This is a genomic window from Micromonospora sp. NBC_00821, from assembly GCF_036347035.1.
GTDB classification, from domain to species: Bacteria; Actinomycetota; Actinomycetes; order Mycobacteriales; family Micromonosporaceae; genus Micromonospora; species Micromonospora hortensis.
Window position 1 is genome coordinate 3,022,904 of record NZ_CP108880.1, and the last position, 19,012, is coordinate 3,041,915.

Annotated in this window: 20 protein-coding genes; 7 read left to right on the forward strand and 13 right to left on the reverse strand. The window is 68.3% G+C overall.

What is annotated here, in order from left to right:
- Positions 1 to 85 precede the first annotated feature (85 nt).
- The 9 genes from OHB44_RS13715 to OHB44_RS13755 all read right to left on the reverse strand — a co-directional run bounded on the left by OHB44_RS13715 (position 86) and on the right by OHB44_RS13755 (position 8,544).
- On the reverse strand, positions 86 to 1,333 hold the full coding sequence (locus tag OHB44_RS13715; protein WP_238685078.1) for an iron-containing alcohol dehydrogenase: 1,248 nt from the start codon (positions 1,331 to 1,333) through the stop codon (positions 86 to 88).
- Complete coding sequence (locus OHB44_RS13720; protein WP_238685077.1) at positions 1,326 to 1,475, reverse strand: hypothetical protein; 150 nt, start codon at positions 1,473 to 1,475, stop codon at positions 1,326 to 1,328. Before OHB44_RS13720 ends, OHB44_RS13715 begins: the two co-directional genes overlap by 8 nt.
- A complete protein-coding gene (locus OHB44_RS13725) occupies positions 1,472 to 2,932 on the reverse strand; it encodes an NAD-dependent succinate-semialdehyde dehydrogenase (protein ID WP_238685076.1) in 1,461 nt (486 codons plus the stop codon). Before OHB44_RS13725 ends, OHB44_RS13720 begins: the two co-directional genes overlap by 4 nt.
- Positions 2,933 to 3,008: 76 nt before the next feature.
- Positions 3,009 to 3,155 (reverse strand): hypothetical protein, encoded by a 147-nt coding sequence (locus OHB44_RS13730; RefSeq protein WP_330440925.1) that lies wholly within the window; start codon positions 3,153 to 3,155, stop codon positions 3,009 to 3,011.
- A gap of 23 nt (positions 3,156 to 3,178) precedes the next feature.
- The gene (locus OHB44_RS13735; RefSeq protein WP_238685075.1) at positions 3,179 to 4,255 is read right to left on the reverse strand and encodes an ABC transporter ATP-binding protein; all 1,077 of its coding nucleotides are present in this window, start codon (positions 4,253 to 4,255) and stop codon (positions 3,179 to 3,181) included.
- Positions 4,255 to 5,322: an ABC transporter ATP-binding protein gene (locus OHB44_RS13740; protein ID WP_266302919.1), complete on the reverse strand. Its 1,068-nt coding sequence runs from the start codon at positions 5,320 to 5,322 to the stop codon at positions 4,255 to 4,257. Before OHB44_RS13740 ends, OHB44_RS13735 begins: the two co-directional genes overlap by 1 nt.
- Positions 5,322 to 6,233 (reverse strand): carbohydrate ABC transporter permease, encoded by a 912-nt coding sequence (locus OHB44_RS13745; RefSeq protein ID WP_266302918.1) that lies wholly within the window; start codon positions 6,231 to 6,233, stop codon positions 5,322 to 5,324. The genes OHB44_RS13740 and OHB44_RS13745 overlap by 1 nt, the downstream gene beginning before the upstream one ends.
- On the reverse strand, positions 6,233 to 7,078 hold the full coding sequence (locus OHB44_RS13750; protein WP_238685072.1) for a carbohydrate ABC transporter permease: 846 nt from the start codon (positions 7,076 to 7,078) through the stop codon (positions 6,233 to 6,235). Before OHB44_RS13750 ends, OHB44_RS13745 begins: the two co-directional genes overlap by 1 nt.
- A gap of 101 nt (positions 7,079 to 7,179) precedes the next feature.
- A complete protein-coding gene (locus OHB44_RS13755; protein ID WP_238685071.1) occupies positions 7,180 to 8,544 on the reverse strand; it encodes an extracellular solute-binding protein in 1,365 nt (454 codons plus the stop codon).
- A 459-nt stretch (positions 8,545 to 9,003) separates the two neighbouring features.
- On the opposite strand from OHB44_RS13755, the gene OHB44_RS13760 reads away from it, so the two are divergent.
- The 3 genes from OHB44_RS13760 (at position 9,004) to OHB44_RS13770 (ending at position 11,247) form a co-directional block, all read left to right on the forward strand.
- A complete protein-coding gene (locus OHB44_RS13760; RefSeq protein ID WP_238685070.1) occupies positions 9,004 to 9,747 on the forward strand; it encodes a GntR family transcriptional regulator in 744 nt (247 codons plus the stop codon).
- A gap of 89 nt (positions 9,748 to 9,836) precedes the next feature.
- Positions 9,837 to 10,406, forward strand: a complete 570-nt coding sequence (locus tag OHB44_RS13765; RefSeq protein WP_266302916.1) for a DJ-1/PfpI family protein — start codon at positions 9,837 to 9,839, stop codon at positions 10,404 to 10,406.
- A 19-nt stretch (positions 10,407 to 10,425) separates the two neighbouring features.
- Positions 10,426 to 11,247: an alpha/beta fold hydrolase gene (locus OHB44_RS13770; RefSeq protein ID WP_330440926.1), complete on the forward strand. Its 822-nt coding sequence runs from the start codon at positions 10,426 to 10,428 to the stop codon at positions 11,245 to 11,247.
- Between the two features lie 144 nt (positions 11,248 to 11,391).
- Here the strand turns inward: OHB44_RS13770 and OHB44_RS13775 are convergent, their stop codons facing one another.
- Positions 11,392 to 12,963 (reverse strand): LPXTG cell wall anchor domain-containing protein, encoded by a 1,572-nt coding sequence (locus tag OHB44_RS13775; protein WP_330440927.1) that lies wholly within the window; start codon positions 12,961 to 12,963, stop codon positions 11,392 to 11,394.
- Between the two features lie 195 nt (positions 12,964 to 13,158).
- Here OHB44_RS13775 and OHB44_RS13780 point away from each other — a divergent pair, with 195 nt between their 5' ends.
- On the forward strand, positions 13,159 to 13,500 hold the full coding sequence (locus tag OHB44_RS13780; protein ID WP_238685067.1) for a VOC family protein: 342 nt from the start codon (positions 13,159 to 13,161) through the stop codon (positions 13,498 to 13,500).
- A 97-nt stretch (positions 13,501 to 13,597) separates the two neighbouring features.
- Here OHB44_RS13780 and OHB44_RS13785 read toward each other — a convergent pair whose 3' ends face one another.
- A complete protein-coding gene (locus OHB44_RS13785) occupies positions 13,598 to 14,161 on the reverse strand; it encodes a DinB family protein (RefSeq protein WP_266302913.1) in 564 nt (187 codons plus the stop codon).
- Positions 14,162 to 14,365: 204 nt separating this feature from the next.
- Here OHB44_RS13785 and OHB44_RS13790 point away from each other — a divergent pair, with 204 nt between their 5' ends.
- Complete coding sequence (locus tag OHB44_RS13790; protein ID WP_330440928.1) at positions 14,366 to 14,923, forward strand: GNAT family N-acetyltransferase; 558 nt, start codon at positions 14,366 to 14,368, stop codon at positions 14,921 to 14,923.
- A 60-nt stretch (positions 14,924 to 14,983) separates the two neighbouring features.
- Here the strand turns inward: OHB44_RS13790 and OHB44_RS13795 are convergent, their stop codons facing one another.
- Positions 14,984 to 16,228 (reverse strand): PQQ-dependent sugar dehydrogenase, encoded by a 1,245-nt coding sequence (locus OHB44_RS13795; protein WP_266302911.1) that lies wholly within the window; start codon positions 16,226 to 16,228, stop codon positions 14,984 to 14,986.
- A gap of 180 nt (positions 16,229 to 16,408) precedes the next feature.
- Between OHB44_RS13795 and OHB44_RS13800 the strand changes: the two genes are divergently transcribed.
- Positions 16,409 to 16,918, forward strand: coding sequence for a hypothetical protein (locus OHB44_RS13800; RefSeq protein WP_238685064.1), 510 nt, complete (start codon positions 16,409 to 16,411; stop codon positions 16,916 to 16,918).
- 45 nt (positions 16,919 to 16,963) lie between these two features.
- On the opposite strand, the gene OHB44_RS13805 is transcribed toward OHB44_RS13800, so the two are convergent.
- Positions 16,964 to 17,380 (reverse strand): hypothetical protein, encoded by a 417-nt coding sequence (locus OHB44_RS13805; RefSeq protein ID WP_238685063.1) that lies wholly within the window; start codon positions 17,378 to 17,380, stop codon positions 16,964 to 16,966.
- 228 nt (positions 17,381 to 17,608) lie between these two features.
- Between OHB44_RS13805 and OHB44_RS13810 the strand changes: the two genes are divergently transcribed.
- Positions 17,609 to 18,844, forward strand: coding sequence for a low temperature requirement protein A (locus OHB44_RS13810; protein ID WP_238685062.1), 1,236 nt, complete (start codon positions 17,609 to 17,611; stop codon positions 18,842 to 18,844).
- Positions 18,845 to 19,012 lie beyond the last annotated feature (168 nt).

Consider the following 19,012-nt stretch of genomic DNA (forward strand, 5'->3'; position numbering starts at 1 on the left):
GGCTTCACCCGAGGAGGGTTGCGACGTCGGGCGCGATGGCGTGGCCGAGCATTCCGACACCCAGAGTGGGGCAGGGAACTCGTCGTCATGTGGAGGAGCTGTCTCTGCTTGGAGTCAGGGCGTGTCGGGTCCGGTCCCCGGTCCAGGCCGCTTCGAGGATCGCGGCCAGGCTGGCGGTGTCGGTCGGGCCCGGATGGTTCTGGATCAGGCGGGTGACGCCACTGGCCATCTCCGCGAAGCGCGGGAGGTCGGCGCGTGCCACGCCGATGTCCGCCAGGGTGCGAGGGATGCCGATGTCGGCAAGGAGCTCATCGAGCCAGGTGAGGAACGTGTCTGCGGCCTCGGCGTCGGAGGCGTCGGTCACGTCGAGCCCGCACACCCGGGCGAGGATGGCCAGCCGGTCGCTGATCGCATCCCTGGCCGCGTCCAGCGCGTAGGGCAGGAGCAGCCCGACGCCCACGCCGTGCGGCGTGTGCGTGGCTGCGCCGATGGGGTATTGGAGAGCGTGCGGGGCCGCGTTGCCCGCGTGGGAGAAGGCGAGCCCGGCGAGCATGGACCCGTAGGACATGTCAGCGCGCGCGTCCGTGTCGCCTCCGTCAGTGACAGCACGGCGCAAGCTACGGGCGATTCGCTCCGCGGCGCGGAGCGCGTAGTGGTCGGTGATCGGGTTGCGGCCGAGGAACACCTGCTCCACCGGGTCGCGCGGTCCGTGGGCCCGGGGTCGCGCGGTGTAGCTCTCCACGGCGTGACAGAAGGCGTCGATGCCGGAGTGGGCGGTGACGGTCGCCGGGCAGGTGTAGGTGAGTTCGGGGTCGACGATGGCGAAGTCGGGCACGATGTGGACGCTGGAAACCCCCACCTTCAGCTCGCGGTCCGGGTCGGTCAACACCGAGACGGGTGTCAGCTCGGAGCCGGTGCCTGACGTCGTCGGGACCGCGACGAGAGGAATCGTCGGTCCCGGCACTCTCGATTCGCCGTAGAAATCGCGGGGGCTTCCACCGTGGCGGCGAATGACGCCGACGATCTTGGCGAGGTCGATCACCGTGCCACCCCCGATGGCGAGGATCACGTCGGCGTCCACCTCGGCGGCGGCCGAGACGGCCACCGCGACGTCGGAGAGTGGTACGTCCGGAGTCGCGTCGGCGAACACCTCGACGACAGTGACCTTCTCCCGCACGGCGGCCACGATCTCGGCCACGCCCGGCTGCCCCAGAAGAATCTGGTCGGTCACGATGAGGACTCGCGAGCCGCTTTCGGCAACCACTCGTGGGATGTTCTGTGCGACCCCTTCGCCCACTATCAGCTGGCGTGGTCCGCGGACGGTCTCAAGCATGTCGGTGCCTCTCCGGAACGTCGGCGGCGATGAGCGGGGCGGACGTCCAGGTCACCTGCGAGACCGGGACGGCGTCGGCGAGGTTGGCGGCCCGGGTGGCGCAGGCGCGCGCGGCGGGCGCCCGGAGCGGCAGGCCGGTCACGGGAGGTCGATCGCCACGTAGGTGAGGTCGAGGTATTCGAGGATGCCCTCGTGCGACCCCTCCTTGCCGATCCCGGACTGCTTCACGCCGCCGAACGGAGCTGACGGGTCCGATATCAGGCCACGGTTGATGCCGAGCATCCCCGTGTCCAGGCCTTCGGTGAACCGGAGCGCCCGCTGGAGGTCACGGGTGAAGACGTATCCGGCCAGGCCGTGCTCGGTGTCGTTGGCCTTCGCCATCACCTCGTCGTCGGACGTGAACGAGATGATCGGCGCCACCGGGCCGAAGATCTCCGCCTTCAGCATCCGCGCGTCGTCGGGCACGTCGACGAGGACCGTGGGCGGGTAGAAGTGGCCCGGCCCATCCGGACGTTCGCCGCCCACCAGGACCCGGGCGCCGCGATCGACCGCATCGGCGACGAGTTCGTCGATCTTGGTGACCGAGGCCTCGTCGATCAACGCCCCGACGTTCACGCCGTCGTCGAGACCATGGCCCACCGAAAGCGCGCCCATCCGCTCGGCGAAGCGCGCCGCGAACTCCTCGCGTATCGGCTCCTCGACGTAGATCCGGTTGGCGGCGATGCAGGATTCCCCGATGTTGCGCATCTTGGCCACCATGGCACCGTCGAGCGCGACGTCGAGGTCAGCGTCGGCACACACGATCAGGGCCGCGTTGCCGCCCAGTTCCATGGACGTGCGCAGCACGTTGTCCGCAGCCTGTCGAAGCAGTACGCGCCCGACCTCGGTCGACCCGGTGAACGAGAGCTTGCGGGTCCGACTGTCGGCCAGCAGTGCGGAGACCACCTCGCCGGAACGCTTGGTGGTCACCACGTTGACGACGCCCGGGGGAACGCCGACCTCCTCCATGATGCGGGCCAGGAACAGCATGGTGAGTGGCGTCTGGCCTGCTGGCTTGGTGATCGTCGTGCAGCCCGCGGCCAGCGCAGGAGCGATCTTGCGGGCACCCATGGCCAACGGGAAGTTCCAGGGCGTCACGAAGACGCACGGTCCGACCGGCTTCGGCACGGTGAGGATGCGGTATCCACCTGAGGGAGCGGTGCTGTAGCGACCCTCGACGCGGACCGCCTCCTCGGCGAACCAACGGAAGAACTCGGCGCCGTAGGCCACCTCTCCACGAGCCTCGGCGAGCGGCTTGCCCATCTCGAGCGTGATGAGTCGGGCAACATCCTCGGATCGCTCGGTCAGTGCCCGGTACGTCGCGGTCAACAACTCTGACCGTTTCCGCGGCGGGGTCGCCGCCCACTCCGCCATCGCCGTGCTCGCCGCGTCCACTGCGGCGAGCCCGTCAACGACGTCGGCGTCCGCCACCTCGGCGATGGTCTTGCCGGTGGCCGGGTCCTCGACGGCAAAGGTTGCTCCGCTCGCGGCGTCGCGCCAGGCGTCGCCGATCCGCAGCCGCCGGTGCTCGGGGGCCAGCACGTTCATCGGGTCACTCATCGCGTCGCCTCCTGTGATCTTCTTCGTGATGTCCGGCGTGCCTTTAGCGATCGCGCTGTGTGCGTAGACGGACGGGTCACACGCCCTCGTCGGGGGAGAGGTTGCTGGGCGGGGCGAAGCCCGCGCCGCCGATCGCCTTCGCGGGCCACTGTCGTCCCAGCGTCGTCAGGCCGTGCTCGCTGGTGAGGGTCCACAGCGGCTCGACCACCGGGTGCGGGCGCATGTCGCCGTCGCCGCCGGATGCCGTTACCGCCCCGCCTCGGACAGCGACAGCCCGGTGCCCGCATCGAACAGGTGCGCCCGATCCAGGTCGACAGTGACGAGCAGCCGTTCGCCCGGCGTACCGGTGACGGTGGGTCGTGCCTTGACCTTGAGGATCTCCGTCCCCACTCGGACGTCGACCACCGTTCGGTCACCGAGTGGCTCAAGCCCGTAGAGCTCACCCGACAACGACGCGTGCCCACGTTGCTCGACGGACAGGTCCTCCGCCCGCAGGCCCAGCAGCAGCTCACGACCGTCCTCGGCCGTGGTCCAGCGGGGCCGCGGTAGCGTCCAGCCTGCCGCACCGACCAGACGATCTCCCTCGGCGTGGCAGGCGAGCAGGCTGATCGGCGGGCTCCCGACGAATCCCGCGACCCACTGGTTGGCGGGACGCTCGTACACCTCGGTCGGCGTTCCGACCTGTTGCACCTCTCCCTCCTTGAGGACCGCGACCTGGTCGGCCATGGACAGGGCTTCGACCTGGTCGTTCGTCACGTAGACGAAGGTCGCTCCGAGGCTCCGGTGGATGCGGGTGAGCTCGGTGCGCATCTCGACACGGAGCTTGAGGTCGAGGTTCGTCAGCGGTTCGTCCATGAGAAACGCGCGCGGGCGACGGACCAGCGCCCGGGCCAGGGCGACGCGCTGCATCTCACCGCCCGACAACTGGGCGGGACGACGCTGCAGCAGACGTTCGATGTGCAGCAGGCTCGACATCTGCTCCACGGCGGCGGCGATCTCACTTGACGAGCAGCGGCGTGCCCGCAGCGGCGAGGCGATGTTCTCGTACACCGTGTGTCGCGGGTAGAGGGCGTAGCTCTGGAAGACCATGGCCAGGTCGCGGGCGGCCGGGGTGTCACCGGTCGCGTCCCGGCCGTCCAGATGCACCGACCCGGCGTCAAGCTTGTCGAGGCCGGCTATCGCTCGTAGGGTCGTCGTCTTGCCTGCCCCGGAGGGCCCGAGTACGACGAAGAACGAGCCGTCCGGCACGTCCAGCGTCACCCCGTCGAGTGCCTGGACTTTTCCGAAGGACTTGCGCAGCCCGCGCGCGGCAACGGTTCCCATCAGGCCACCAGCTCTTCCGTGCTCACGTCGTAGACCGCCGGGTTCCCGCCGGTGTGCCGCAGCCCGACCGTTGCGTCAGCGGCGAAACGGACAGTCGGTGGCATCCGAACCCGTACGTCGCGCTGGCCGCCGTGGTCGACCACGTAGATGATTTCGTCGCCCAGCCACTCCGCCGAGACCACGCGGGCCGGGACCGACTGTTCCGCCCCTGGTGCGGTGACTTCCAGCGCCTCCGGCCGGACGCCTGCGATCAGGCGACGGTCGCGCGGCAGGCCTGGCGGTGGCGTGAGGGCCAGTCCGCCCTCACCGCGCAGCTTCCCGTCGGCCACCTCCACCTCGATCAGGTTCATCGGCGGGGAGCCGATGAATGCGGCGCAGAAGAGACTCGCGGGACGGTCGTAGACCTCCAGCGGCGTGCCGATCTGCTCGACACGGCCCTTGTTGAGGATGGCGATTCGGTGACCGAGCGACATCGCCTCGACCTGATCGTGGGTGACGTAGACCATCGTCGCCCCCAGCTCCCCCTGCAGGTGCTTGATCTCGGTGCGCATGTCCGCCCTCAGTTCAGCGTCCAGATTGGTGAGCGGTTCATCCATGAGGAAGGCGCGCGGTCGTCGCACCAGGGCGCGAGCGAGCGCGACGCGCTGCTGCTCCCCGCCGGACAGCTGGCGGGGTCGCCGGTCCAGGAGCGGACCAAGCCGCATCAGCCGGGCGGCCTCGGTGACCCGCTCGTGCACCTCCGGCTTGGGCAGTCCCTCTGCCCGCAGCGGGAACGCCAGGTTGTCGCGGGTCTTCAGATGCGGGTAGAGGGCGTAGAACTGGAACACCATGGCGATGTCGCGCTCGGCGGGCGGCAGGTCGTTGACCAGCGTGTCGCCGATGCGGATGTCGCCCGTCGTCTGCTTCTCCAGGCCGGCTATGGCCCGCAGCGTGGTCGTCTTGCCGCAACCCGAGGGCCCGAGCATCACGAACAGCTCGCCGTGGCCGATCGACAGATCCACGTGTTCAACCGCTACCGTCCCGTCCGGGTAGCGCTTGTGCAGGGCGGTCACCTCGATGCCCGCCATCAGCGTCGCACCGCCCCGAGCGTCACACCGGCGATGAGGTGCTTGCGCACCAGGTACGCGAAGACGAGCACCGGCAGGGCGAACACCACGGAGGCGGCGGCCACGAGACCCCAGTCCGTCGTGGTGCCGCCGATGAGGCCGGCGATCGCGGGTGGGGCCGTCCGGACGTCGTCGCTGGAGGTGAGGAAGGTGGCGAACACGAACTCGTTCCACGAGAAGATGAGTGCGAAGACCGCCGTCGCGGCGATGCCGGGCACGAGCAGGGGAAGGGTGAATCGCCGGAACGCCTGCAAACGGGTGTAGCCGTCGAGCATGGCGGCATCCTCGTACTCCGCGGGCACCTCGTCGACGAAGCCCTTCATCATCCAGATCGTGAACGGGACGTTGAACGCGGTGTAGATGAGAATCAGGCCGAGCTTGTTGTCGATGAGTCCGACCTGGCGGTACATGAGGAAGATCGGGACCACGACCACCACGGGCGGCATGAAGCGCGTGGACAGGATGAAGAACAGTTGGTCCTTCTTGGCCTTCACGGCGAAGCGTGAGTAGGCCCAGGCCGCCGGGACCCCCAGCACGGTGGCCAGCACCGTGGAGACCCCGGCGACCACGACGGAGTTGAGGAACGCGACGGACAAGGCTGAGCGACCGCCGCCGGGGTCGACGAACACGTCCTTGTAATGTTCCAGAGTGATCTTGAAGTCGAAGAACTTGGCGGGGATGGCGTAGACGTCCCGGTTCTCCTTGATGGACGTCTCGATCATCCACAGCACCGGAAAGAGCATCACGACGGCCAGCACGGTCAGCAGCGTGACCTCCAGCACGGAGCGACCTCGGCCGCCCAGGCGGCGCGCGGGGGGCGTGTGGTCCCGGGCAGGACCTGTGGACACGGCCTCGTCGACGGAGACGGCCATCAGCCCTCCTTGAGCTTGTTCAGGTAGCGCAGGTAGAACTGCGTGAGGACGATGACGACGAGGACCATGAGGATTCCGTACGCCGAAGCGGTTCCGGTGTTGAAGCCCAGGAACGCGACCTTGTAGATGTGGAACGACAACGTCTCGGTGGAGACACCCGGGCCGCCGTTGGTGAGGATGTAGACGAGGTCGAACAGCCGGAATGCCTCGATGGCCCTGAACATCACGGCAATGAGAAGCAGCGGCCATACCAGCGGAAGGGTGATGGTGCGAAACCGGAACCACTCGGAGGCCCGGTCGATCGAGGCGGCCTCGTAGAGATACTTGGGTACCGCGGTCAGGCCCGCGAGTGCGATGAGCATGATGAACGGCGTCCATTGCCAGGTGTCGACCACGATCAGGGACAGCAGTGCCGTCCGCTGCCGGGTGAGCCACTCCACCTGCCCCAGGCCGAGCGAGCCGAGCATGCTGTTGACCACGCCGAACTGCGCGTCGAGCATGAAGCGCCAGAACAGCCCGACCACGACCGGCGACAGCATCATCGGAACCAGGAACAGCGTGGTCAGCGCTCCTCGCCCGTGCGTGCGCCGTGAGATCAGGTAGGCGATGCCGAATCCGAGCACTGTCTGCAGGCCGACCGCGCCGACCACGTAGATCAACGTCGTCAGGGCCCTCGTGTGGACCTGCGCCGACGTCAGGATGGCGGTGTAGTTGCCGAACCCGATGACAGTGGCGGGCCCCCCGCGGGTGGCCGAGTAGTCGGTGAACGACAGGTACAACGCCCACAGCAACGGGAACACCGACATGGCGAGCAGCAGCAGCATCGCGGGAGAGATGAAGGCCACGGCGAGCCCGCGGTCGCTCAGCCGAGGGGACCGACGCCGGGCAGGCGGCCTTGCGGACGCCACCTGCCCGGGATCGTCGGTCGTCAGAGGGACGGGGTCACTCACAGTCCGCCGCCACCCTTGCGGTTGCTCGAGTCGAGCACGCCCTGCTGCTCCTTGGCGATGTCGTCGAGCGCATCCTTCGGCTTCTTCGCGCCGTTGAGAGCCGCGTTCACGTTGGTGTTCTCGATATCGACGAGGCGTGCGTACTCGGGCACGTTCCACATGTCCCGCATCCGCGGAACCGAGTCGGTGTACACCTGGTTGAACGGCCCGGCATTGAGGAACTCGGGCGACTCCAGGGCGTCCGTCCGCGATGGCACGCCACCGGCCGCGGCCCACTTCTTCTGGACGTCAGCCCGCTCGAACCACTTCATGAAGTTCAGGGCCTCGGTCTGGTTTGCCGTGGCGGAGTAGGCCGACACGTGCATCCCCATACCGCCGAGAGGGACCAGGTTCGTCTTCTGGCTCGGCAGGGTGGCAAAACCCAGCTTGTCGAGGATCTGCTCCCGGGTGGTGCCGAGCGTCGACTGCTTCGGATCGAGCAGACCGCCGCTCGCGGCGATCCAGTTGAACGCGATGCAGGCCTTGCCCTGGGCGACGGCCGCGTTCACCTCGTCGATGAACCAGTTGCCGGAGCCCTTGGCGGTCAGCGGCTTCATCTTGTTGACCAGGACGTCCATCGCCTCCTGGCCGGCAGCGTCGTTGATGACGCCATCGATCTTGCGCGTCTTGGAGTCCCAGAGGTTGCCGCCGTAGACGCCGTTGACAGTGTTGTAGGTGACGGCCGCGGCGTCGGAGCCGTTGGCCTGGTGGAAAGCCAGCCCGCTGACGCCGGGGTTGTCCCTCTGGCACTTCTCGGCGGCTGCGATCATCTGGTCCCAGGTCTGCGGCGGCTTGTCGCCGATCAGGTCCTTGCGGTAGATCATCGTCCAGGTGTCGCCGAGCAGCGGCAGTCCGTACAGGCTGGCGTTCTCGTCGCGTTTGCCGGTCTCCGCCTGGGGGAACTGGCCGTAGGCCGCCAGGAGGTACGGGTTGTAGGCCGCGACGTCGATGTTTTCCTTGACGAAGTCGGTGAGGTCGAGGATGTTGCCGTTCGTCACGGCCTCGCCGATGTGTTGCGAGTCCAGGATCGCGATGTCGAAGTCGGTCTTGCGCGCCGCGAACTGGGTGAACATCGCGTCGTGCCAGTTCGCGTTCGGCACAGTGTTGACCTTGACGGTCGCGTTCGGCCGTTCCTTCTTGTACTCCGCGTTCGCGAAGGCTTCCAGTGCCTTGGCGGGCGGCCAGTCGAACCAGATGAAGCTGAGGGTCAGCGGATCCGTGGTGAGCTCCGGGATGGTCGCCGGCGCCTTGGGGGCGCTCGCCTTCTCGCCGTCGTCCTTGCCCTCGCCGCAAGCCGTCATGGTCGTGGCCACCAGCAGCATGGCCGCCGTCGCCAGCCGTACCTTTCGGCCGGGGGTGGAAATTCTTCCTATTCGCTTCGGATGGCGCATCTCTAAGCCTGCTTTCTCGGTGGGGACTTCTAGAACCTCGCTATGTGCTTCGCCGAGCAGTTGCTGGGTTGTTCAGGCGTGTCGCCGGGTTGACGCGGGGCCGACCCGCGGGCCGGCGTCACGAGTACGCAGCGGTGTACCGGGGCTCCCTGCCGTTGAGAAGTCCTTCGGGCCAGCTGCGGGCTGGTGACGAACCGGGCAGGACGTGGAGCATGATCATGGGAGCTCCAGGTGATCGAAGTGGAGCGATGGCGGGCGGTTCCGCGATCGTGCCGGACGGCGAGCATCCGGCACTTTTCCTATACGATCGAGTTGGGGCGTCAGCATGTCGCAGCCTTGTGACTGATGTCAACAGATTCCCGAAGGTGCAAGAAGGGACCTCACGTCACGATGGACGACGACGCGATGATCGCTCGGGGCCGCAGGGCCGTGACGGGCGCAACGCTGCCGGGAAAAGCTGGCGGCCGGCTTGCCGACGAGGTGTACGACACGCTGCTCGAACAGCTCATGTCGCTACGGATCGAGCCTGGCTCCCGCGTCACGATCGACGTCCTGGCGCGGGAGTTGGGGGTCTCACAGACGCCGATCCGAGACGCTCTGAACCGCATGGAGGCCGAGGGCCTGGTCGTGCGCGTACCCCATGCCGGCTACCGCATTCCTCCCCAAATCACCCGTCACCGATTCGAGGACATGCTCGAGGTCCGCCTGCTCCTCGAGCCGGCCGCGGCGCGCAGGTCCGCCGAACGCGCATCCTCGGAGCAGGTGGCCGGTCTGCGACGGATGTTGGAGGAGATGGCGGAGCTGGAGGGAGGCAACGGGCTCATGGCCTATGGCGCCTTCGGTTTACGCGACGCCGCTTTTCACGATCTCGTCGCCCTGAGCGCGGAGAACCAGGTCATCCGTGAGGCGCTGGCTCGCCTGCACAGCCACGTGCACCTTTTCCGGCTTCACCACGACACCCAGGTCACTCACCTGGCCATGGCCGAGCACGAGGAAGTTGTGGCCGCGATCGCCGCGCGTGACCCTGACGCCGCCGCCTACGCGATGCGTCGGCACATCCTGCGGTCCGGCGAGCGTTTTCGACGGTTGTTCGACGAGATCGAGGGCGCGGGCGCAATGGCGGTAGAGGCTTGACGGGCGCGCTGGGCCCAGGAATGCTAACTCAATCCTGATCGGATCGGATTGGATCCACCTCACCCGCCCCCATACGCGAGGAGAAGCAGGTGCCCAGAGCGCTGCTCCTGACCGGCGACGCCGCCGAGGAGCTCGACACCATGTATCCCTACTACCGAGTGCAGGAGGGCGGCTGGGACGTCGACGTCTCGTCACGGACGATGCGCGACGTGCAACTGGTCATCCACGAGTTCGACCCCAACTCCGACGCCTACGTGGAGAAGAACGGCCGCAAGCTGCCGGTCGACGTGCCCTGGTCCCAGGTCGACGTCGAGCGCTACGACGCCCTCATCATTCCCGGGGGACGTGCCCCCGAGTGGATCCGCGTCGACGCCGACGTCAGGCGCATCACCGAGCACTTCTTCGCGCGCAACCTCCCCATCGCGCTGGTGTGCCACGGCGCGCAGGTTCCAGCGGTGTACGGGCTGCTGAAGGGTCGGAAGACGGCGTGCTTCCCCCCCATCACCGGTGACATGGAGAACGCGGGCGCGACGGTCATCGACGCTCCCGACGTCGTGGACGGCAACCTCGTCTCCTGCCGGGGGTGGCCCGACATGCCGCAATTCGGCAGGGCGATGATGGAACTCTTCTCGAAGTCCGTCGACCCCGCGTCGGCATGAGCACACCGGGCCTGCCCTGGTGACCGCACTTCGGACCATCGCAGTCGACGGCTGCCCCGTCCACGTCCTGGAGAGCGGCACGGGACCCGCGGTGCTGATGCTGCACGGCTCCGGACCCGGCACGACCGGGTCCGGAGCCTGGGCAACGACGGCGCAGGCGCTGGACGGGTCCTGGCACCTGATCGCTCCCGACCAGGCGGGGTTCGGCCGTACACCCATCCCGGCGGGCTCCCGGGGTGGGCTGCGACTGTGGACGGAGCAGGCCGCGGGCCTGATGGATGCTCTCGGTATCGAGGACTACGCCGTGGTGGGTCACTCGATGGGCGGTGCTGTGGCGCTGGCGTTGGCGGCCGCGCGCCCTGAGCAGGTCACCCGTGTCGTGGCGGTCTCGACGATGGGCGCCCCCGGGGCGCCGCTGTCCGCCGACCTCGACGCGGTCTGGGCCGCCCCCGCCGGCCCGATCGGGGCACGAGACATGCTGAGTCGCCTCGTCCTCGACCAATCACTCGTGACCGATTCGGCCGTCGACGCCCGTGCGGCCGCGATGCGAGCGGGGGCGGCCGCATTCGCGTCGTTGTTTCCGCCACCCAGGGCACGATGGGTCGACGAGCTCACCCTCTCGGCGCAAACACTGGCAGCGGTGCGCGCGCCCGTGCTGCTCGTCCACGGCGCCGAGGACCGGGTCACCCCGCTCAAAACGGCAGCCCAGCCCCTGCTCGACCACCTGGCCGACGTCCGTCTGCACGTGTTCGGCCGATGCGGGCACGTGCCGGCGATCGAGCACCCGCACGAGTTCAGGCAACTGCTGTCGTGCTTCCTCCACCCGGACCGAGGTTACTGAATGTCGCGGCAGGCCGCGCGACCTCAGGGCCGAGTGCTCTTGCGCGCCAGGGCGACGACCGTGCGGAGTCACGGCAGGTCATGAGGGCGAGCCCGTGCCCCGCCGACCTGAGATCGACGGGGCACCGTTGGTGCGGGGAGTAGATCAGGCGACGAAGCGGGTCCTGCGGCGGCGAACCGCCACGAAGACCGCAGCCCCGGCGGCGAGCAGTACGCCACCGATGCCGGCGGTCAGACCGGCCTTGGCGCCGGTGATCGGCAGCGAGCCATCGGTGTCCCCGCCTCCCTGGCCGTCATCCCCACCGGGATCCTCGCTCCCGCCGTCAGCGCTCGCGATGATGGTGATCGTCGCGCTGTCGTTGGCTGGGTTGGGATCCACGCCCGCGTCGAAGGTCAGCCGCACCTGGGCGGCCCGGGTGCCGGCCTCGTCGAGGCGCAGCTCGAACTCGTACTCGATCTTCTCGCCCCGCGCCAGGCGTGTGTGCTCGGTGCAGCGGTACTTCTCGGCGCCGAGCTTTCCGGGCACCCAGTCCCCGTAGCTCGAGCAGGTCATCGGAACGCGTACGGCCGTGACGCCACTCGGCAGCGAGAGCACGGTACGGGCCCGGAGATCCTTGGCTCCGTCGACGTTGACGGACGCCGGGCCGTTGTTGATGTAGCCGACCTTCAACGGCACCGTGGCGCCGACCCTTCCGGTCGCGGTCGTCGGCGTCCCGAGCGCCGCCACCTCAGCCCCCTGGTCACCGCTGACCTGGAGTCTCATCACCGTCGTGCCGTTCTGGTCGTTGACGTCTGTCTGCCGCGACCTGCTGTGCGGGCCAACCGGCTCAAGCCTCAGCTCCCCCTCGGTGCCCTGCTGCCCAAGTCGCACTGGGTTGAAGGACTGGGACTCCTCCCAGTCTGCCGGCGTGAACCAGCGCGCCACGCCCGTGTGACCGTTCGGGGCCGGGTCGTCGGCCGGCACGGTGAAACCGAAGCTGGAGTCCAGCCGTGCGGCGCCGCCCGGCTCGATGGTGTTGGGGAACCGACAGGCAAAGGCATGGCGGAAGGAGTCGGCGGGGCTGTACTCGCAGTTCTTGTACCGCTTCGACGGACCGAAACCGTAGCCGCCTTCGAAGAACAGCACCACGCTGTTGACGGCCTTCTCGCCGCGGTTCGTCACTGTGAGCGGGACGCCGAGTGTGCCGCCGAGGGCGCCTGTCAGCTGGAGCCCCTGCTCGATGCCGGCGAGATCCACGCCCTCACCGATGCTGACGCTCGAGTGGTAGGTGGCCGAACCGCCGTCGCCATCGGTGACGGTGAACTTGATGTCGCCCTGCTGGTCGGGCGTGGCGCTCTTCTTCGCCCGCACGACCAGGTTGACCATGGTCATGTACGTGTAATAGTCGTTCTCCTTTGCCACCACCTTGCAGGTGAGGATCGCACCAGACTCGGTGCAGGAGTCAGTACTGCCGTCGATCCTCACGTCGGCGAAGCCAGCGACCTTGCTCCGGTCCACCTTGACTGTGTATTCGCCCCACTCCATCGTGCTGGTGCGGGTGCGGGCAAAGAGGTTCGATCCTTTTGCAGGGCCGTCGGGGGCGACAACCACATCCCTGGCGTAGAAGTCGAGGTCCTTGGCGGCAGGGGCGGCGAAGGCGGGGATGGCGGAGGCGGCGATGAGCGCGCCTACTACCGCGATCCCGGCAAGCCAGCGCCGGGCGAGTTGCTTGGGCATTACCGGGTTCCTCCGTGGGATTGATCAGTAGAGCCCGTGGAGCTTATGAGGCCGTCAGGGCTGATGCCGCCCCGCTCGGGCGCCACCGGCGGATACGGGCCGAACGGAGGGCCGGCACCTCCGTGAGGTCGGGTGCCGCACCAGGGCGATTGCCGTTTTTCTGATCCTCCGGGGTCGAGCCCCTAACATGGCGTCATGACCGTAGATCTGTTCGCGGGCATCCCCGTTCGCGACTACGACGCCGCGGCGGCCTGGTACGAGCAACTCCTCGGCGCCCCGCCGTCGTTCCTACCGAACGACACCGAGGCGGTGTGGGAACTCGCCGAGCACCGGTACGTGTTCATCGAGGTGCGGCCCGACCATGCCGGACACGCCATGCACACCGTCTTCGTCAGCGACTTCGACGCCCGCATCGCCCAGATCGTCGAGCGCGGCCTGGAGCCGGCCGTGCGTGAGACCTACGACAACGGCGTCCGCAAGGCCACCTTCCGCGACCCGGACGGCAACGAGATCGGCATCGGCGGGGAGCCGGTCTGACGGAGGTCCGCGCGGTTCACCACCACGACCAGGCCGTGCCGGCGGGCCACCAGCGAACCGCACCCAGGTTGCCGAAGCGATCGCCGGATACCGGAAGTCACACGCGGCGCGGCGCGGTGTCGTCCTGCCAGCGGTAGAGGTCGCGCAGCAGGGAGATCTCGGCGCCGTGATGGATCAGCTCCCTGTTGACGTGCAGGACGATGCCCTCCATGGGAAACCGTTCGGGACCCACAGTGGGCGGATTCTCCAGGTCGGCGTCCGAGAGTCCGCGGACTCCCGCGTTCCATCTCCCGTACATCTCGTCGAGCTGTCTCAGCGCCTCGTCGGCGGTCCCCGCGTAGGCGAACGTCTGGGAGTCGACGTCCTGGCCGCCGAAGTGCCATCCGACCCGGTAGCCCAGGCAGGAGACGATGATGTGCGCCAGACGCCAGGCAATCGTGGTCACCGGAGCCGGCACCGGGTCAGGGGATGCGAAGTCCATCGTCCATTCCCCTGAACCCGCCGACATCGGTGCGGCCGACGTGCCACGTGGGCGGATGCTCCAGCAGCCCCGCACCGGCTCCCAGAAGTACTCCTCATCGGCGAGACCGTGCAACCGCGGCCGCAGGTTCCTGTGCCAGTGCCGGTCCAACTGGTCCGCGATTCGCTCGCTCCTTGTCATTTCCCGCACGTTACCTACAGCAGAGCGCTGGCTGCGTCCCTCGCGGACGCCGTCAACGGCCGTGGGCCGCGAGCGCATACCGCACCAGGGGATGACGCTGGGGCCGCTGTGCCCTTCGGGCCGCGCCGCGTGAGTGACTGTTGACATTGACAACCCGGCTGGCTGGGTCGGGTTTCCCTGACCCAGGTGTGCCAGTCTCGACCGATGACGCGCATGGCAGACCTGGGAGCGGTCGATTGGCCGCCTGCTCCGATCAGGACCGAGAGGCTCGTGCTCCGTGCGCCCGAGGCCCGGGACGGTGCTGCGTTCATCGAGCTGCTGGCGTCGCCAAAGGTGAACACCTACCTCGGTGGTCCGCGCCTGCCTGGCGAGCTTGAGCGCGAGATGCCCGGAGTGCCCGAGCGGTGGCCCGGGAGCTTTGTCGTTGATCTCGACGGGGCGATGATCGGCCAGATCCTGCTCAGAAGAGCAACGGGCCACCATCGCCCGGCTGCCATGGGGAAGGTCGACCTCGGTTACCTGTTCCTGCCACAGGCGTGGGGATTCGGGTACGCCGCCGAGGCGTGCGCGGCGGCACTCGACTGGCTCGACGGCGTCCTCCCCGGCGATCCGGTGGTGCTCACCACCCAAACCGCCAACGTCGGCTCGATGCGCCTTGCGGCAAAGCTCGGGTTCGTGGAGGTGGAGCGGTTCCACGCCTGGGACGCCGAGCAGTGGCTCGGCCTGCTTGCAACAGAGGCGCGTGAGCCTGCATCGGAGTGAGCCTGGGGACGGCCGCCGAACGCGGCCGTCCCCAGAGGTAGCGCGGGTGTCACCCGAGGTTCAGCGGATCGCCGCCCCGCCGGTGGGGGTCGGCTGGACCCGCTCGAACCGCACCTTGCTCAGCCACCCCGGGAGGTCACTGAGCACGTACAGCTCGCCGTTCACATCGGCGCCGAACGCCGTCGGCTGGGTGGGGAAGGTGCCGATCTCGGCGGTCTCGTAGCCGCCCGTGGACTTGGGACGCACGGCGAAAGCGCGGGTCGAGCAGTAGTCGCTAGCGATGTAGGTGCCCCGCGCCTCCGGGGTGACCGACCCCCGGTACACCAGGCCACCGATGATGGAGCAGTTCTCCGTCATGTAGTGGTCGTACTCGACGATCGGGTCGGTGAGCCGCACGCCCGGCCGGCACTGCGTCTCGTCGAAGACCGGCGTGCCCTCTCGGCAGGACCAGCCGAGGTTCGCGCCACGCTGCGACGGGCGGACGTGGTTGATCTCCTCGATCAGGCCCTGACCGACATCACCGATCCACAGCGAGTTGTCGGCCGGGTCGATGGAGAACTTCCACGGGTTGCGCAGCCCGTAGACCCAGATTTCCGGCCGCGCGCCCGCCGTGCGGACGAACGGGTTGTCGTAGGGCACGCAGTAGGGCTTTCCCCCGCAGCTGCGGTTGACGTCGATTCGCAGGATCTTGCCGAGCAGGGTGCCGAGGTTCTGGCCGCTCTTGAACGGGTCGTTCGCGAAGCCACCGTCGCCGAGGGACCAGTAGAGGTAGCCGTCGCGGCCGAAGGCCACCTGTCCGCCGTTGTGGTTGCCGTACTCGGCGTGCGCCTGGGTGAGCAGCACCTGCACCCGATCAGGAGCGTTGATGGACACTCGCGCCAGGGTCAGCGCGCCGGCCGGCAGGCTCGTGTAGGCCACGTAGAGCATGCCGGTCCGCGCGAAGTTCGGCGCCGGAGTGATGCCGAGAAGGCCGCGCTCGTTGTCCGACGCGTCGATCCGGGCGGTCAGGTCGATCACCGGGTCGGGTGCCAGGCCGGTGTCGGGGTGGTAGGCGCGGACGGTGCCGTTCTTCTCCGCGATCAGCATCCGGCCGTCCGGCAGCCCGGTGATCGCGATCGGACGCTGCAGACCGAAAGCGACCCGTTCGGAGACCACGGTCAGCTCAGCGAGTGCCACAGCACGGGGTTTGGATGGGCCGGCCGCGGCGGTGCCGGCCACCGGCGATGGTGGCGACAAAGACGCAGCCAGGGCCAGAACGAGCAACCCGGCCAGCATGGCGGCCGGGCGACGACGTCGTCGTGACATGTTCAGCTCCTCGAGCAGGTGGGTGGTGGACGCGGTCTGGGAGCGTTCCCACGATACATTGGCTCGAATCGATATCCAACCGACGTCTGCGTGTTCCGTAGCTGGCCGTCCCGCGACTCCCGGGGGAGGGCCACAACGGGCGGTAGGGTGAGTCACCGATCGATGCGAACGGTGGTGCCGGTGAGTCTGATCCAGGCGGGTGTCACCGCGACGACGACAATGTTGGCCGTCCTGATCGGTGGGTGGCTCACCGTCCGGGCTCAGGATCGGCTGTGGCGGCGCGACCAGGATCGACAGTGGCGAGACATCCGGCTGAACGCGTACACCGACTTCATCGGCGCCGTCCGGGAGTACGTGGCCCACGTCCTCAACCCGGCGGCGCGTATCACCGCGGTGCCGCGCCCGCGCGATCCGGGTGATCTCATGCCGTTCTTCGACGACGAGGGCAGCCGCTACCGGGAGCGACTGGAGAGCACCAAGACCGCGCTTCGGCTGGTGGCCGGCAACGTCGAGGTGGTGAGCGGCTCGTCGGAGCTGGTGCGCCAGGCCCGGCTCCTGGCGGCCACACGAGCGGGTAGCGAGGCCCAGGCGTTGCCCGCGGATCGGTTCGACGCCCTGTGGGAGGCCGAGCGCCGATTCATCGAGGTGGCCCGAGCCGAACTCGGGCTGCCCTCCGCCTTCGTGCCCTGACCGGTCAACGCCCGCCCCGTCACGGTCACGCCAGACGCGCCGCCGTCATTCCAGGCCGAAGTCGGCGGGGCTGTCAGCAGCTCTGGCTCTGAACGCAGTCGCCAGGGGCTCGCCTCGGGGGCCGAGGAGGGTCTCCAGGTCGTCGTCCCGGGAATCGGCGTGGTCACCGTCCAGGTCGTGCTCGATGACGTCTGCTAGCAGCTCGGCGAGTTGCGCCAAACCGAAGTACCGCATCGCGTCCACGGCTCGTCTCAACCGGAAGGGCTCGTTCACCTCAACAGCGAAGCCCAGGCCACCACCCATCACCGAGTTGTAGACGCGTAGCAGGTACGACAGCTGCACGATCCCGGGTGGAGTGCCGTCGGGAGCCTCGCCGTCAGCGCCGTAGTCAGCGGCCCGGTTCCAGATGATGGTCAGGTCATCCAGCTCGGCGTGCGTCCACACCTCCTCCACCTCATCCACCGCGCACCCGGGTCCCCTGCGAGCGGTTTGTGTCATGAGGTGGAGGTCGAAGCACAGACGCAGGGTATCGAGCAGGCAACCCGTCTGGCGGCGCACGTGCCCTCGCTCAGCCGCACGATCTGCGTGTCAGAGACAACAGCCACCGTGCCACCCAGACACCACGTGAGCGTTGTCGCAACTCCGCTGGCGTCCAGCTCGTTGGTAGTCAGGGGCGGACGGAGGCGGACGATGGCGGCGGGGCGGGGTGCCGAGCTGCTGCGCCCTCCAAGGAGTTCGGGTCGGGCGACGTTCCTGGAGCTGTTCTTCGATCTGGCCTTCGTTGTGGCCCTCACCCGGGTCTCGCAACGATTCGCCGGCTTGGGCGATGACACCGGGTGGACGCTCGTCATGGGGTTCGGGCGTACCCTGCTGCTCTTTCTGGCTCTCTGGTTGATCTGGTCGCACACCGCCTGGATCACCAGCCGGTACGAACCGGAGCAGCCGATCATCCAGGCCGTTGTGGTCGGCACCATGTTCGCCGGCCTGATCATGGCGGTGACGCTGCCCCGCGCCATGGAGGAGCGAGCGCTGCCGTTCGCTGTCGCGTACCTGATGGTGATGGTGGTGCGGCCGCTCGTGGTCGCCGTCGCGCTGCGTGGCCATCCGCGACGGCTGGTGCCCTTCCGGCTTGTCGTGTGGGCTCTGGCGAGCGCGCCGCTGTGGCTGGTCGGCGCGTTGGGCCCGGATCACCTCCGCCTGCCGCTGTGGGTCGTCGCCCTGGCTGTCGACTACCTCGCCTGGACATTGGGCTGGCCGCTACCGTGGCTCGGGGTCTCGAAGGTAGGTCGGTGGCGGATCGCCGGCACCCATCTCGCGGACCGTTACCAGCAGATGGTCCTCATCGCGCTCGGTGAGTCGATTCTGGTTATCGGCGTGGTCTTCAGCGGCGCGGACTACTCCGCCGAGCGGGCAGCCGCCTTCGCGGTCGCGTTCGCCACCAGCGCGCTGCTCTGGCGGATCTACTTCCACCGCGCCGGTCTGCTGCTGACGGAGGCGTTCGACCGGGCGGGTATGCCCGGCCGTCTGGGCGCGGTCTCGGAACGGACGCATATGCTGATCGTGCTCAGCGTGCTCGTCACGGCGGTCGGCTACGAACTGGTAATCGATCATCCGTTCGGGCAGCCTCGACCCAGTTGGCTGCTGTTCGTGGTGGGCGGTCCGATGCTCTTCCTCGTCGCCCGTATGCGGCTGGAATACGAGATCTTCGGCCATGCCTCCCGATCCCAGCTCATCGGCTTGGCCGCCCTGCTGCTGTTCACGCCGTTGTTGGCCCGTTGGACGCCGATGGCCGGGCTGAGCGTGGTGGCCGGAGCGCTGGCCCTGGTCGCGCTCCTGGACGCGCTGCGAAGGCGGGGCCGGCCGCTGGAGGTTTCCGCCTCGCCGATCGGTCGGGAGACGTCCGGAGAGCGCGACTCCGAGGCGTGACGCGGCGGTCGGTGGCCCCGATCACCCGTTGGGTCGCGTAAGCGCCCGGACAGGCACGCACCGCACGGACATGTCGAACCCGGTACTTCTTTACCCGGGCAGCAGCGAACGCCACCCCGCCAATCGCCACTTCTAGATAGAACGGTCGGTCTTGACGGCGGCAAACTG